At 61.9% G+C, this 15,437-nt stretch carries 12 protein-coding genes; 7 read left to right on the top strand and 5 right to left on the bottom strand.

Annotation, left to right across the window (positions count from 1 at the left end; all coding sequences use genetic code 11):
• Positions 1 to 35: 35 nt before the first annotated feature.
• From rsmA to AB7M32_RS01835, 4 genes are read right to left on the bottom strand one after another with little or no spacing between them, the layout of a single operon-like run.
• Complete coding sequence (gene rsmA / locus AB7M32_RS01850; RefSeq protein WP_092331241.1) at positions 36 to 854, bottom strand: 16S rRNA (adenine(1518)-N(6)/adenine(1519)-N(6))-dimethyltransferase RsmA; 819 nt, start codon at positions 852 to 854, stop codon at positions 36 to 38.
• A complete protein-coding gene (gene pdxA / locus AB7M32_RS01845) occupies positions 851 to 1,840 on the bottom strand; it encodes a 4-hydroxythreonine-4-phosphate dehydrogenase PdxA (RefSeq protein WP_454248919.1) in 990 nt (329 codons plus the stop codon). Before pdxA ends, rsmA begins: the two co-directional genes overlap by 4 nt.
• Positions 1,837 to 3,153 (bottom strand): peptidylprolyl isomerase SurA, encoded by a 1,317-nt coding sequence (gene surA, locus AB7M32_RS01840; RefSeq protein ID WP_139271692.1) that lies wholly within the window; start codon positions 3,151 to 3,153, stop codon positions 1,837 to 1,839. Before surA ends, pdxA begins: the two co-directional genes overlap by 4 nt.
• On the bottom strand, positions 3,134 to 5,932 hold the full coding sequence (locus AB7M32_RS01835; protein WP_454248918.1) for an LPS-assembly protein LptD: 2,799 nt from the start codon (positions 5,930 to 5,932) through the stop codon (positions 3,134 to 3,136). Before AB7M32_RS01835 ends, surA begins: the two co-directional genes overlap by 20 nt.
• A 130-nt stretch (positions 5,933 to 6,062) precedes the next feature.
• Here AB7M32_RS01835 and AB7M32_RS01830 point away from each other — a divergent pair, with 130 nt between their 5' ends.
• The 3 genes from AB7M32_RS01830 to AB7M32_RS01820 are packed head-to-tail and all read left to right on the top strand — an operon-like array spanning position 6,063 to position 8,525.
• A complete protein-coding gene (locus AB7M32_RS01830; protein WP_454248917.1) occupies positions 6,063 to 7,088 on the top strand; it encodes an aminoglycoside phosphotransferase family protein in 1,026 nt (341 codons plus the stop codon).
• Entirely contained in the window at positions 7,085 to 7,756 is a 672-nt protein-coding gene (murU, locus tag AB7M32_RS01825) for an N-acetylmuramate alpha-1-phosphate uridylyltransferase MurU (protein ID WP_454248916.1), read from the top strand. The genes AB7M32_RS01830 and murU overlap by 4 nt, the downstream gene beginning before the upstream one ends.
• Position 7,757: 1 nt before the next feature.
• Positions 7,758 to 8,525 (top strand): TerB family tellurite resistance protein, encoded by a 768-nt coding sequence (locus AB7M32_RS01820; protein ID WP_454248915.1) that lies wholly within the window; start codon positions 7,758 to 7,760, stop codon positions 8,523 to 8,525.
• Positions 8,526 to 8,574: 49 nt separating this feature from the next.
• Here AB7M32_RS01820 and AB7M32_RS01815 read toward each other — a convergent pair whose 3' ends face one another.
• Positions 8,575 to 9,567: an alpha/beta hydrolase family protein gene (locus AB7M32_RS01815; RefSeq protein ID WP_454248914.1), complete on the bottom strand. Its 993-nt coding sequence runs from the start codon at positions 9,565 to 9,567 to the stop codon at positions 8,575 to 8,577.
• Between the two features lie 74 nt (positions 9,568 to 9,641).
• Between AB7M32_RS01815 and AB7M32_RS01810 the strand changes: the two genes are divergently transcribed.
• The 4 genes from AB7M32_RS01810 to AB7M32_RS01795 all read left to right on the top strand — a co-directional run bounded on the left by AB7M32_RS01810 (position 9,642) and on the right by AB7M32_RS01795 (position 15,294).
• Positions 9,642 to 12,038: a PAS domain-containing sensor histidine kinase gene (locus tag AB7M32_RS01810; RefSeq protein WP_454248913.1), complete on the top strand. Its 2,397-nt coding sequence runs from the start codon at positions 9,642 to 9,644 to the stop codon at positions 12,036 to 12,038.
• Between the two features lie 121 nt (positions 12,039 to 12,159).
• The gene (locus AB7M32_RS01805) at positions 12,160 to 12,789 is read left to right on the top strand and encodes a response regulator (RefSeq protein WP_003177702.1); all 630 of its coding nucleotides are present in this window, start codon (positions 12,160 to 12,162) and stop codon (positions 12,787 to 12,789) included.
• 287 nt (positions 12,790 to 13,076) lie between these two features.
• Positions 13,077 to 14,201 carry an ABC transporter ATP-binding protein gene (locus tag AB7M32_RS01800; protein ID WP_072342484.1) on the top strand — a complete coding sequence of 375 codons (1,125 nt, stop codon included), beginning with the start codon at positions 13,077 to 13,079 and terminating at the stop codon, positions 14,199 to 14,201.
• Positions 14,202 to 14,250: 49 nt separating this feature from the next.
• The gene (locus tag AB7M32_RS01795; RefSeq protein WP_003206153.1) at positions 14,251 to 15,294 is read left to right on the top strand and encodes an ABC transporter substrate-binding protein; all 1,044 of its coding nucleotides are present in this window, start codon (positions 14,251 to 14,253) and stop codon (positions 15,292 to 15,294) included.
• The last annotated feature ends 143 nt before the right edge of the window (positions 15,295 to 15,437 follow it).

Below are 15,437 nucleotides of genomic sequence, written 5' to 3'. Positions count from 1 at the left end.
GACTGGCGTACTGCCCGATAGCGCTTATCACCCGTTCAGCTGGCGTCGGCTTGCGGCGCGGCCTGTTCGCTGAGCTTGTCGGCCAGGCGTACGAAAGCCGCCAGGTCCAGCTGCTCGGGGCGCAGGCTGCCGTCGACGCCGGCGGCTTCGATTTCGGCGCTGCTGAGCAACAGTTTCAAGGTGTTGCGCAAGGTTTTGCGGCGTTGGTTGAACGCTTCGCGCACCACCCGCTCCAGCAGGCGATGATCCTTGGCCGGGTGCGGCAGGACGGCATGAGGTACCAGGCGGACGATGGCCGAATCGACTTTCGGCGGCGGGTTGAATGCACCCGGACCAACGTTGAACAGGTGCTCGACCCGGCAATGGTACTGGACCATGATCGACAGGCGGCCCCAATCGCCACCGCCAGGGCCGGCGGCGAGGCGCTCGACCACTTCTTTCTGCAGCATGAAGTGCATGTCACGGATCAGGCTGGCATTGCTCAGCAGATGGAAGATCAGCGGTGTGGAGATGTTGTACGGCAGGTTTCCTACCACCCGCAGGCTGTTAGGCGCGGCATTCAGGCTATTGAAGTCGAATTTCAGTGCGTCGCCTTGGTGCAGGTTGAAATTGCTCTTGCCGGCGAACTGCTGGTTAAGGATCGGGACCAGGTCCTTGTCCAGTTCCACCACGTCCAGTTGCGCGCCGCTGTCGAGCAGGCCCTCGGTCAGGGCGCCCTGGCCCGGCCCGATTTCCAGCAGACGGTCGTCGGGCTTGGCCCGGATGGAGCGCAGGATGCGATCGATCACGCCGGCGTCATGCAGGAAGTTCTGGCCGAAGCGTTTGCGCGCGCGGTGTTGGTATTGCTCGGTCATAAATGGGTCTCGGCCATCTGGTAGGCGGTTTCCAGGGCGACTTGCAGGCTGCCGGTATCGATCTTGCCGCTGCCGGCCAGGTCCAGGGCGGTGCCATGGTCCACGGAGGTACGGATGATCGGCAGGCCCAGCGTCACGTTGACTGCTGCGCCGAAGCCTTTGTACTTCAGCACGGGCAGGCCCTGGTCGTGGTACATCGCCAGCACCGCATCGCAGTGCTCCAGATATTTGGGGGTAAACAGAGTGTCGGCAGGCAGCGGGCCACGCAGGTCCATGCCCTCCCTGCGCAAGCGCTCCAAAGTGGGTTCGATGATGTCGATTTCTTCACGGCCCAGGTGCCCGCCTTCGCCGGCATGGGGATTGAGCCCACAGACCAGGATGCGTGGCCGGGCGATGCCGAATTTTTCCTGAAGGTCGGCGTGCAGGATGCGGGTAACCCGCTCCAGGCGTTCCGAGGTGATGGCGTCGGCGATGTCCCGCAAGGGCAGGTGAGTGGTCACCAAAGCCACGCGCAGGCCGCGGGTGGCGAGCATCATCACCACTTGCGCCGTATGGGTCAGGTCCGCCAGGAATTCGGTATGTCCGGAAAAGGCAATCCCGGATTCGTTGATCACGCCCTTGTGCACCGGAGCGGTGATCATGCCGGCGAACGTCCCGTCCAGGCAGCCTTGGCCGGCACGGGTCAGGGTATCGAGGACGAACGCCGCGTTGGCCTTGTCCAGTTGCCCAGTGACGACTGGCGCGCCCAAAGGCGTATCCCAGACATACAAGCTGTTGGCGGGTGCCGGGACGTCCGGCCAAGCGCCTGGCGATACCGGCAGCAAGTCGACAACCACCCCCAGTTGCGCGGCCCGCTCAAGGAGCAGGTCGCGACTGGTGACGGCAATCAGAGGATGCGGCTGGAGGTGCGAGGCGAGCAGCAGGCACAAGTCGGGACCGATGCCGGCTGGTTCGCCGGGTGTCAGCGCGAAACGCTTGGGTTTCACTGCGCTGCCTGGTCTGCACCAGGAAGTTTGATTTCAACATAGGCTTCGTCGCGAATCTGACGCAGCCAGGTTTGCAGCTCTTCGTCATATTTGCGGTTACGCAATACGGTCATCGCCTGCTGTTCGCGCGCTTGGGTGGTGCTGTCGGTGGCGCGACGGCCAAGGACTTCCAGTACGTGCCAGCCATACGGGCTCTTGAACGGCTTGGACAGTTGGCCTTGCGGCGTATCGGCCATGACCTGGCGGAACTCGGGAACCAGTGCATTCGGGTCAACCCAGTTCAGATCGCCGCCGTTGAGGGCCGACCCCGGGTCTTCGGAGAAACTCTTCGCCAGTTCGGCGAAGTCCTCGCCCGCTTCGATGCGGTCGTAGAGTTTTTCCGCCAGGCGCTTGGTCTCGGCTTCGCTGCGAATCTCGCTTGGCTTGATCAGGATGTGGCGGACATGCACTTCGTCACGAACCTGGGTTCCGCCGCCGCGTTTTTCCAGCACTTTCAGGATGATGAAGCCACCTGGCGTGCGAGCTGGCTGGGTGATGTCGCCCACGGCCATGGCGCTCAGTTCGCGGTCGAACGGAGGTGGCAGTTGAGCGGGCTTGCGCCAGCCCATGTCGCCGCCTTCCAGGGCGTTGTCGCTGCCCGACTTGGCAATGGCCATTTGGCCGAAATCAGCGCCTTGCTTGAGCTGCTGGTAGACATCCATTGCCTGGCGATAAGCGCTCTGGATGGCTTCGGAGTTGGCGCTTTCCGGGGTAGGAATCAGGATGTTCGCCAGGTGCAGCTCTTCGGAAAGCTGCATCTTGCCCAGGTCGGAGGCGAGGAAATTCTTCACTTCCTGCTCCGACACCTGGATGCGTTCGGCGACACGGCGCTGGCGCACACGGCTGATGATCATTTCGCGACGGATCTGATCGCGGGCGTCCTCGTAGGAGAGGCCGTCGCGAGCCAGGGCGGCGCGGAACTGCTCGATGCTCATGTTATTGCGCTGGGCAATGGTGCCAACGGCCTGGTTCAGCTCTTCATCGGTAATGCGGATGCCGGAGCGTTCGCCGATCTGCAGTTGCAGGTTTTCGACGATCAGGCGTTCGAGCACTTGCTGGTCCAACACACCCGGAGGCGGCAGGCCACCGCCGCGCTTGGCGATGGTTTGCTGCACTTCATGGACACGTTGGTCCAACTGGCTCTGCATGACCACGTCGTTGTCAACGATGGCCACCACTTTATCGATGGACTGTACCGCGGCGTTGGCCGCGGTACCCAGGAACAGCGCGCCCAGCATCAGCGGGCGCAGACAATCAGAAAGCTTGGTCTTCACGTTCACGATAACCTTGGATGCCTTTGTCGAGGAAGCTCTCTACCTTGGCGCCGGTCAGGCCGCCGAGTCCCTTCAGAACAATTTGGAGGAAGATGCCGTGGTCGCCTTTTTCGTTTTCCGGGGCGGCTTGACTGAACTCTTCGTAGTCGACCCAGTAACGGTTGATCAGGCGCAGTTTCCAGCAGCAATTGTCGTATTCGAAACCACCGAAGGCTTCCAGGGTACGGTTGCGGTTGTAGTCATACTGCCAGCGGCTGATGGCGTTCCACTGCGGCACGATCGGCCAGATGACCGAGAAGTCGTGCTGCTGGATCTTGTAGTAGTCCTTCACGTAGCCAGGCTGGCCAGGCGTGCCGTAGTCGCCACCGCCCACGGACCATTGACCCGTAGTCTGGTCGTAACGGACCTGGTCGTTGCGATAGCGATAACCGGCGTTGATGACCTTGTTCGGGTTGTCTTCAGGCTGGTAGTGGAACATCGCGCTGCCCGAACGAGGGCTACGAGTATCCGGGTCCCAGTTATAGGTAGCAGTGGTGCGCCAATCGCGGTTCCAGCGGAACTCATACTCCAGGGCGTAAGGCGATACATCCGATTTGGCGTCTTCGCGCGTTTTGAAGTCGATGCCCGGCAACTGGACTTCGCGATCCTTGAAGTACAAGGCCTGGCCGACGCTGATGCGCTGGCGTTCGAAACCATTTTCTTCGATCCAGCGGCTGGTTATGCCCAGCGACAGTTTGTTCTCGTCGCCGACACGGTCGGAGCCCGAGAAACGATTGTCACGGAACAACGAGGAGTAGCTGAAGGTGTATTCACCGGTGTCGAACACGGGGATATCGCTCTGGTCTTTCTCAGGTACGTAGAGATAGAACAGGCGTGGTTCCAGAGTCTGGCGATAGTTGGTGCCAAACCACTGGGTATCACGGTCGAAATACAGGCCGCTATCGATGCTGGCGATTGGGACGCCGCGGCTCTGGCTGCCGCTGTACGTGCCGCGCAGACGATCCGTCTCGGCGGACTGCGCGGCGATCTGGGATTTGCCAATGCCGTCCAGGTCCAGGTCGTATTGGGTGTATTGGTATTTGAGCGACGGCGTGATGAAACCGTAGGTGGCTTCCATCGGCAGGCTCATCACCGGCGCCAGATTCAGGCGAGTACCGTTAGCCCGTGCCAGTCCGCGAACGTTGGAGTCCAGCCTCGGCTCGGAGTTACCGTCTTCGTCGGTGTAGGCGCCGGTTCGCAGATCACGATCAAACCGCACCAGCTCTGTCTTGTAGGCGAGATCCAGTCCATACGGGTGTTGCGGCAGCTCACCGATGAAGGTGATCTGAGGCAAGCGGTTGTAAGGGGTGATCTTCGAAATCGTTGCCATCTGGTAGGCCTGGGCATTCACCCGCGCCGTGTAGCTGTCGCCGCGATAGCTGACTGCGCCTTGCTGATTGACGTAATCATTGGACTCGATACCAATCTGGTCGCTTTCAAGATCCTGGAAATAGTACGGATCGCTGATCTTGGTGTAGTCGACTTCCGTCAGCACGCGCGAATCGAGGCCGCCCTTGTGCTGCCAGTTGTACATGTAGCGGGTCTTGTCGTAGTCGCTCTGCCCGCTGCGCTCATCGTCTTCGTCGTTGAGGTATGCGGCACCGAACTGACCTTCGCTGGACTTGGTCAGGTAGCGGAATTCACCTTCCATCAACAAGCCACGCTTGGCCATGTAGCGTGGGTACAGCGTGGCGTCGTAGTTCGGCGCCAGGTTGAAGTAGTACGGGGTGACCAGCAGGAAGCCGGTGTCGCTGCTGCTGCCGATGGTCGGCGGCAGGAAGCCGGACTGGCGACGATCGTCGATCGGGAAGTAGATGTACGGCGTGTACAGGACTGGGAAATCCTTGACCCGCAGCGTCACGTTGGTCGCGGTGCCGAAGCCGGTGGCCGGGTTCAGGGTGATGTTGTTGCCCTTGAGCGTCCAGGCGTTGCTGCCCGGCTCGCATGTGGTGTACGTACCGTCCTTGAGGCGGATGATCGCGTTCTCGGCACGCTTGGCGTACAGCGCGTTACCGCGGATGCGCGACTTGTGCATCACGTATTCGGCGTTGTCGACCTTGGCTTCGCCGGTGTCCAGCTGTACATCGGCGTGGTCGCCGACGATCAGCGCACCGTTGTCGCGAACCCGCACGTTGCCGCTCAGCTCGCCACGGTTCTCGGCCTGGTACAGGCTGGCCTCGTCGGCCTCGACCTGCATGCTGCCCTGGCGCATGACCACATCGCCGGCCAGGGTCGCCACTTGCTGTTCCTGCTCATAGCGGGAAGCCTTGGCGCCGAGGAAAGTCGGGGCATCGCTCTTGGCCGTCTTGTCGTTCATGCCGGGACGAGAGGGCTCGATATAGGCGCCCGCGCAGTAAGGACCGGTCTCAGCCAGTTGCGCCGGGGTGAGGTTCTCTCGTGGAACCCAATCCAGGTGGCTGTAGTCTGCACTGCGCGACTTCAGGCCGCGGCCCTTGGCTTCGGTAACGAGCATCGGCTTTTCGCCTGCTTCCTCGCCCGAGCTGCTGTCGGCTGGCGCCGCGCCGCTGTCGGAAACCGCACTGCCGTCGTGCACGGGACGCGGCGGCAACGCGGCGGCCGGTGTCTTGGGCGCACAGTCCCAGGCACCCGAAGCGGAGACGGAGCAGTCATACTGCTGCGCCGCGACGACGAATGAAGAGGCCAGGGGTTGCAGGGCCAGCAGACTGCCGGTGACCAGCAACGGAAATTTTTTACGAAACGCGGGGGATTTCAATGCCATCTTATTAGTCCGGGCTTCCTGCGTGCCATCTGCCCGCGGTGTGGGCCGCACGCCTCTCGATGGTCTGAAAAAGATGCTGGATAATAAAGCATGACCCGCTTGACGGCTAGCGCCGTCGGAGACCCTTGCAATGCCCGACCAAGATGTACGCTTGCAACACCTGAAACTTTGGCTCGATGAACAACTGCCGATCCTTTTCACTCAACAGGGCTGGGGCACCGTACCCCCGGCCACGTTGACCGCCGCCAGCAGTGACGCGAGTTTCCGGCGGTATTTCCGCTGGGAGGGCGAGGGCCGCAGTTTGATCGTGATGGATGCGCCACCGCCCCAGGAAAACTGCAAACCCTTCGTGGATATTGCTTTTTTACTGGCGAAATCCGGCATCAACGTGCCGAAAATTTATGCCGAAGACCTCGAGCGCGGCTTTCTTTTGCTCAATGACTTGGGCAATCAGACCTACCTGGACGTGATCGACGGCGAAAATGCCGACGATTTATTCGGCGATGCCTTGCAAGCCTTGTTGGCTTTCCAGCAATTGCCGATGGTCGCGCCGTTGCCGAGCTACGATGTCGCGTTGCTGCGTCGGGAGCTGGAATTGTTTCCCGAGTGGTACGTCAAGCGCGAGCTGGGTATCGAATTCGATCCGGCCCAGCAGCAACTCTGGCAACAGGCCAGCGAGCTGTTGATCGACAGCGCCCTGGCCCAGCCCAAAGTGCTGGTGCACCGCGACTACATGCCGCGCAATCTGATGCTCAGCGTACCGAACCCCGGTGTGCTGGACTTCCAGGATGCGGTCTATGGTCCGGTGACCTATGACGTGACCTGCCTGTTCAAGGATGCCTTCCTCAGTTGGCCCGAGGCGCGTGTGCGCGGTTGGCTGGAGCGTTACTGGCAGCAGGCTGGCGCCCTTGGCATTCCCGTTCAGCCGGATCTCGAGGATTTCCTGCGGGCCAGCGACTTGATGGGCGTGCAGCGTCACCTCAAGGTCATCGGGATCTTTGCGCGCATCTGCCACCGTGATGGCAAACCACGTTACCTCGGTGATGTGCCGCGTTTCTTTGCTTATATAGAAGCGGTCATCGCCCGGCGCCCGGAACTGGCACCGCTCGATGAGCTGCTTGGCAGCCTGCGACAGTCGACCGGAGCAACGGCATGAAGGCGATGATCCTGGCAGCGGGCAAGGGCGAGCGCATGCGCCCCTTGACCCTCACCACGCCAAAGCCATTGATTCGCGTGGGTGGCGTTCCCTTGATCGAATACCACTTGCGGGCGCTCGCCAAGGCCGGGTTCAGCGAGATCGTGATCAATCACGCCTGGCTCGGTCAGCAGATCGAAGATCACTTGGGGGACGGTTCGGGTTTTGGCGTGAGCATTCGGTTTTCACCCGAAGGCGAGCCGCTTGAGACCGGGGGAGGGATTTTCCGGGCCTTGCCGTTGCTGGGCGATGACGCGTTTGTGGTGGTCAATGGCGATATCTGGACCGACTACGATTTCAGCCTGTTGCGCAGGCCGCTCAAAGGGCTGGCGCACCTGGTGCTTGTCGATAATCCCGAGCATCACCCGAACGGTGATTTCATCCTGGCCGACGGAAAAGTTCACGATGGGCGAACGCCTGCCGACAACCTGACCTATAGCGGCATCGCCGTCCTGCACCCACGGTTGTTCGACGGTTGCACAGGCGGTGCCTTCAAGCTCGCACCGCTGTTGCGCACGGCCATGGCCGAGGGGAGCGTCAGTGGCGAGCACCTGAAAGGGCATTGGGTCGATGTCGGCACCCATGAGCGTTTGGCGCAGGTCGAAACCTTGATAGAAGCGAGCGGTTGATATGTGGTGGCCAGGGACTCTCATTGGAGCCGGGGCGGGCTTTGCCATCGCCAGCATTCCGGGGGCCATGCTTGGCGCGTTGTTGGGGCAGGCGCTGGACCGGCGCCTGAACTTGCAGGGCTGGGCGCAAATACGCGAACGGCTGGGCGGCCGCCCGGCGTTGCGCAACGATGAGTTGTTGTTTGTATTGCTCGGGCGTCTGGCCAAATGCGATGGGCGCGTGGTCGACGGCCACATCCAGCAAGCTCGCCAGGAGATGCGGGCGTTGGACTTGAGTGAATCGGCGCAGCGCCGGGCGATCGCGGCGTTCAACCGAGGCAAGTCCGGAAACGATCGGTTGCGCGGTTACATGCGTCGCCTGGCCGTCCAGCCCCATGCGGCTGAAGGGGTATTGCGCGCTTGTTGGCGGATGGTCTGGGCCGACGGACGTGCCGGTGTCGGCGAGCGAGAGCTGGTGGCCCAATGGGGCCGCTGGTTGGGCTGGACGCCGCAACAGGTCCAGGCGCTGGCGGCTGATTACGAACCGCAGAAACTGTCGCGGCCCAACGCCGGCGTGACCTATCAGGAGGCGTTGAGCTTGCTGGGGGTTTCGGCCACCAGCGAGCCGTCGCAGATCAAGCGTGCTTACCGGCGACTGCTCAGCCGTCATCACCCGGACAAGATTGCCGGCAGCGGGGCGACGCCCTTGCAGGTGCGTGAAGCCACCGACAAAACCCGAGAGCTGCATAACGCCTATCGGTTGATTCGCGAGCGGCGGGATTTTCGCTAGCGCCACTCGCCACAGTGAATGGCACCGAAACACACCGTTGAGCCAGCCTTTACTCCCCCGCCTTTTGCGGATTCAACCAACCCCGCACCCGACGAAATAGCTGCTCCTGCTCCGCCGACGGGTTCGGCAGGGCCTTTAAGGAGACTTGGCTGAAGGTCGAACCTTTCAAGCGTTTGCTTGCCTGCAAGCGCTCCAGTGCCGCGTTTCGATCCAGTGATTTGTCCACGTAGAAAATATCGGCGGTCGCCAGTTTCAAGGTTGGGGTCAGTTCGGCCAGACCGGGCTTGGCAGTGACCGGCGTCTGCGCAGCCACCATCACGAAGCGTTCGACTTGCGAAGGCTGCTTTTCACTCAAGTAACGCGCGGCCCAATAGGCGCCCGTGCCATGGCCCAGCAGTACGATACGACGTGCGCTTTGCTGTTCGGCGTAGGCCAGCGCCGCATCGATGCGGGCGAAGATGCGCTCGACATCGGCCTTGGCATGTTCTTCATCGGTTTGCGCAACGACCGGATCCACCGCATCGGCCTCGCCGCCGGCGACCTGTTCGATCGGCGCCGAAGTGGTAGCGTCCGGTGCCGCGGCAGCCGTATCGGCCGGCTTGGTCTCGGGCGTGGCTTCCACCACGCGCGGTGCGATGACATCGCTTTGCAGGTCCGGCAGGGTGATACTCAGGCTGCTCCATTCAACATCGGGCAACTTTTTGCGTAATGGGCCGACGACTTGAGGCCAGTCAGCGGTTTCGCCGGCGCCGGGGATGATAATGACCGCGCCTCTGGGATCACTGGTATTGGCCGGTTTCCACAGTGCCAGGAAAGTGTCGCTGCCGGTCTGCAACTGTTGCTGTTCCTGGGGCGGGAGTTTTCGCCCCAATGCGGCCGCTTCTTCCTGACTACGCTCGAGCAAAGGCTGGCGCTCGACAGGTTTTTCCTCGGCAGGTTGCTCGGCGGCGGGGGCCGTTTCGCTGGCCTGGACAGAAAAGGCACTTGGCAGGATCAGCGATAGGCACAATGCTGGCAACGCCAGGCGATAAACAGAGGGCATCGGATATTCCATGACCAGAAGTATTTCCGGCAGCCTAATGGGTTGGTCAGTATTTGTCAGTGCATGAGACTTCAATGATGCGTTTTTGCTGCCTGTGGGTTATCGGCTGTTTATGGCTTCCCTTGATGGCGTGGGCCGCGCCCGCGCCGTCGGCGCCTGGGGTGCAATTGAATGCAGGGCAGCGCCAATGGCTGGTGCAACATCCGCAGTGGCGGGTCGGCCTGGTCTTGCAGGCGCCCTATGCGCAATACGACCGGCGCTTGCAGCGTTTGTCCGGCACCAATGTCGAGTTGATGCAGTGGCTGGGCAAGGCGCTGAACGTCGAGCTGACCTGGCGCAACTTCCAGGACGTGGCGCAACTGGAAGCCGCGGTGCGTGCCGGCGAGGTGGACATCGCTCCGGGCCTGACCCAATCCCCGGGCGGGCTCAAGCTCTGGCAGTTTTCCGATCCCTACATGCGCGTGCCGCAATTGATCGTCGGCGCGCAGAAAGGCGCCGAGGGGGTGGAGTTGGAAAAGCTCGACGCCCAGGCCCGCGTTGCGGTGCGCATGCCCAGTGCCACGGCTGATTACTTGCGCAGCAACTACCCGACGCTGAACCTGCAAGGCGTGCCGATGGAGCGCGAGGCCCTGCAATTGCTGCTGACCCAGCAGGCCCGGTACGCGGTGGTCGACGAGGCGCAACTGGGTAGGTTGATGGTCGAACCCGAATTCGCCGAGCTGGCGGTGGTGGGCGACATTGGCCTGCCGCAGTTGCTACGGGTTGCCACACGCCGGGACTGGCCGGAGCTGGCAGAAATCATCGACAGAGGTTTGCAGGCAATCCCGGCCAAGGAGCTGGAGCAACTGCACAGTCGTTGGCTCAAGCCAAAATACCCGCGCCTGACCGAGACCCCGGGTTTCTGGCAGAACCTGACCCTGTTGATCCTGGCCCTGCTGCTCAGCAGCGTCGCCATCGTGTTCTGGCAGCGCCGCCAGCAACGCGCACTGGAGCGCCGCCTGCGTGCCGCGAGGGAGGACATCGCCCAGCGTGCAGCCAGCGAAGAAGCCTTGCGCCTGACCCAGTTCTCCATCGATCAAAGCACGGTCGGCATCCTGTGGGTCAATTGGGACAGCCACGTGCGTTATGCCAACCGAGCGGCCGAAACCATGCTCGGCTATGCCCCGGGCGCCATCATCGAGCGGCCGTTGATCGACTTCGAGCCGGGCTTGCACATGGACCGCTGGTTGAACCTGTGGAAGCGCGCCCGGGCCAGTGAAGAGGGTCCGCTGAGCTTCGAAACCGAGTGCGTGCGAGCCGATGGCAGCATCCTGCCGACCGACGTCTCCCTGAGCTTCCTGCGTTTTCGCGACGCCGAATACCTGGTGGTCTACCTCAATGATGTGACCGAGCGCCGACGTGCGCTGGCGGCGTTGCGCGAAAGCGAGGCGCGGCTGCAAGGCATCGCCGCCAATGTGCCGGGCCTGGTCTTTCGCCTGGAGCGGGCGCCGGTGACCGGCCAGATCGACTTTGCCTACATCAGCGAAGGCAGCGAAAGCCTGGTGGGCTATTCCCCAGCAATCCTGGCCCGCAGCGACACCGGGCTGCGTAGTCTGGTGCATCCGCAGGACAAGGCCGATTATCACCGCACCCAGGACCAGGCGCTGGATACCGACAGTGACTGGTCATGGCAGGGCCGCATCCTGACCCGCGAAGGCCAGGAGCGTTGGGCCGAGATCAAGGCGATCACCCGTCGTCTCGAAGACGGCGCTTACGTCTGGGACGGTATCGTCTGGGACATCACCGACAGCAAGCGCATCGAACTGGAGCTGGCCAGCTCACGGGAGCAGTTGCGCGAGTTGTCGGCGCACCTGGAAAGCGTGCGGGAAGAGGAAAAGGCGCGCATTGCCCGGGAAGTCCACGACGAGCTGGGCCAGATGCTGACGGTGTTGAAGCTTGAAACTTCCATGTGCGAATTGGCTTACGCGCAACTCGACCCGGGCCTGCATGAGCGACTGAACAGCATGAAGCGCCTGATTGCGCAGTTGTTCCAGCTGGTGCGGGACGTGGCGACGGCGTTGCGCCCGCCAATCCTGGATGCCGGCATCGCCTCGGCCATCGAATGGCAGGCCCGGCGCTTCGAGGCGCGAACGCAGATTCCTTGCCTGGTGCAGGTGCCGGACAACCTGCCGCCCCTGAGCGACGCCAAGGCCATCGGCCTGTTTCGGATTCTCCAGGAAGCGCTGACCAATGTGATGCGCCATGCCCAGGCGCATACTGTGGAGTTGACGCTGGTTCAACAAGGCGCTGATTTATGTCTGACCGTCAGCGACGACGGTGTAGGATTTATTGCCGATACAAGCCGGCCAACGTCCTTTGGACTGGTCGGCATGCGTGAACGGGTGCTGATCATGGGTGGACAGTTGACCCTGGACAGTGAGCCGGGGGAGGGCACCACCCTGTCGGTGCGGGTGCCGTTGAATGAGGCCTGATGGTTTGGGTTGCCTGGGCTGACGCTATCGCGAGCAAGCTCGCTCCCACATTGATTGAGGTGTACACAAACCGTGTGGGATCGAGCTTGCTCGCGATGAGATCCTGAATCTGGAGAAGCATGTGATCCGTGTACTGGTAGCCGAAGACCACACCATTGTCCGCGAAGGCATCAAGCAGTTGATCGGCCTGGCCAAGGATCTGCTGGTGGTGGGGGAGGCGAGCAATGGCGAACAGTTGCTCGAGACCCTGCGCCATGTGCCCTGCGAAGTGGTGCTGCTGGATATCTCCATGCCGGGTGTCAACGGCCTGGAGGCGATCCCGCGGATTCGTGCGTTGAACAATCCGCCGGCCATCCTGGTGCTGTCGATGCATGACGAGGCGCAAATGGCCGCCCGTGCCCTGAAGGTCGGCGCTGCGGGCTACGCAACCAAGGACAGCGACCCGGCCCTGCTGCTCATGGCGATTCGCAAGGTCGCGGCCGGCGGGCGCTATATCGATCCGGACCTGGCCGATCGCATGGTCTTCGAAGTCGGCCTGACGGACACGCGACCGTTGCACTCGCTGCTGTCCGAGCGTGAATTCTCGGTTTTCGAACGCCTGGCCCAGGGCGCCAACGTCAACGACATCGCCCAGCAACTGGCCCTGAGCAGCAAGACCATCAGCACCCACAAGGCGCGGCTGATGCAGAAGCTCAACATCACCTCATTGGCCGAGTTGGTGAAATATGCGATGGAGCACAAGTTGCTCTGAGCCCCACCGCAGTTTCCCCCTGTGGGAGCGAGCAAGCTCGCTCCCACAGGGTTTTGTCTCGGCATATCCATTTGCGACACTCCCCGACAGCGCTTTTTGCCCAGGCTTGCAGCTTGGCGCTTAAAACGCGCCGCCGCACTTACCCAATCCCGCCATCCTTGTAGGGCGATCCCTACCCCGACTCTTCCATCCGGCTGAGGCGATTCTCTCCTGCGCCCCGATTTGCGCGGACCCCAGGGTCCACTAGGCTTGATTCACAAGCAGTCATCAAAACAAAAGGTGCGGGTATGAGCCAGGTCGATTCAAGCGCGGGGGCCAGCGATGTGCTGGTCAGCTTTCGTGGTGTGCAGAAGAGCTACGACGGCGAGAACCTGATCGTCAAAGACCTCAACCTGGACATTCGCAAAGGCGAATTCCTGACCCTGCTCGGGCCTTCCGGCTCCGGCAAGACCACCAGCCTGATGATGCTCGCCGGGTTTGAAACCCCAACCGCCGGCGAGATCCTGCTGGCCGGGCGCTCAATCAACAATGTGCCGCCGCACAAGCGCGACATCGGCATGGTGTTCCAGAACTACGCCTTGTTCCCGCACATGACCGTCGCCGAGAACCTTGCTTTCCCGCTGACCGTGCGAGGCCTGAACAAGAGCGACGTGAGCGATCGGGTCAAGCGTGTCCTGAGCATGGTCCAGCTGGACAGCTTCGCCCAACGTTACCCGGCGCAATTGTCCGGCGGCCAGCAACAACGGGTGGCCCTGGCCCGGGCGCTGGTGTTCGAGCCGCAGTTGGTGCTGATGGACGAACCCCTGGGTGCGCTGGACAAGCAATTGCGTGAACACATGCAGATGGAAATCAAACACCTGCACCAGCGCCTTGGCGTGACCGTGGTCTACGTGACCCACGACCAGGGCGAAGCCTTGACCATGTCCGACCGTGTGGCGGTGTTCCACCAAGGTGAAATCCAGCAGATCGCCCCACCGCGCACCCTGTACGAAGAGCCGAAAAACACTTTCGTCGCGAACTTCATCGGCGAAAACAACCGTCTCAACGGTCGCCTGCACAGCCACACCGGCGATCGTTGCCTGGTGGAGTTGGCGCGCGGCGAGAAAGTCGAGGCCCTGGCGGTGAATGTCGGTCAGCCCGGCGAGCCGGTGACCCTGTCGATTCGTCCGGAGCGGGTGAGCCTCAACGGCGTCAGCGAACAATGTGTCAACCGCTTCTCAGGGAGGGTGGCGGAATTCATCTATCTGGGCGACCACGTCCGGGTTCGCCTGGAAGTCTGTGGCAAGAACGACTTCTTCGTGAAGCAACCGATCGCCGAGCTCGATCCCGCGCTCGCCGTCGGGGACGTGGTTCCGCTTGGCTGGCAAGTCGAGCATGTGCGTGCGCTCGATCCCCTTCTAGAGGCGAATTGATCGCCCCCTGCTGTACCAACACCAACCCTGCACGTGGAGAGAACAATAAATGTTGAGATCCCTGAAGTTCACAGCCCTGACACTGGGCATGATGGGTGCGGCAAGCGCGATGGCGGCGGGCCCGGACCTGACCGTGGTGTCTTTCGGCGGGGCGAACAAGGCGGCTCAGGTCAAAGCCTTCTACGCACCGTGGGAAGCGGCTGGCAACGGCAAGATCGTGGCTGGCGAGTACAACGGCGAAATGGCCAAGGTCAAGGCCATGGTCGATACCAAGAGCGTTTCCTGGGACCTGGTGGAAGTCGAGTCTCCGGAATTGTCCCGTGGTTGTGACGAAGACATGTTCGAGCAACTGGACCCGGCCCTGTTCGGCAAGGCCGAAGACTACGTCAAGGGCGCCATCCAGCCTTGCGGTGTAGGTTTCTTCGTGTGGTCGACCGTGCTGGCCTACAACGCCGACAAACTCAAGACCGCGCCGACCAGTTGGGCAGACTTCTGGGACACCAAGCAATTCCCGGGCAAGCGCGGCTTGCGCAAAGGCGCCAAGTACACCCTGGAATTCGCCCTGATGGCCGACGGCGTAGCGCCGAAAGACGTCTACAAAGTGCTGGCCGGCAAGGATGGCCAGGACCGTGCGTTCAAGAAGCTCGACGAGCTCAAGCCGAATATCCAGTGGTGGGAAGCCGGCGCCCAGCCGCCGCAATACCTGGCTTCTGGTGACGTGGTCATGAGCTCGGCCTACAACGGCCGAATCGCTGCGGTACAGAAAGAAAGCAACCTGAAAGTGGTGTGGAACGGCGGTATCTACGACTTCGACGCTTGGGCCATTCCGCGCGGCCTGGACAAGACCCGCGCCGAAGCGGCGAAGAAATTCATCGCCTTCTCGGTTGCACCGCAGCAGCAGAAGACCTACTCGGAAAACATCGCCTACGGCCCGGCCAATACCCAGGCTGTACCGTTGCTGGCCAAGGATGTCCTGAAAGACATGCCGACCACCCCGGAAAACATCGCCAACCAGGTGCAGATCGACGTCAGCTTCTGGGCTGACAACGGTGAGCAACTGGAGCAGCGCTTCAACTCCTGGGCGGCCAAGTAACCCGACGGTCTGAAGCTGGATGAGATCCCTGTGGGAGCGAGCTTGCTCGCGATAGCGGTTTGTCAGACACATGAATGTTGAATGTGCCGTAGCCATCGCGAGCAAGCTCGCTCCCACAGGTTCTTGCCCCAATCGGGTGTTTC

This window comes from Pseudomonas sp. R151218B TE3479 (assembly GCF_053629195.1).
This window is presented reverse-complemented; position numbering and strand designations above follow the sequence as displayed.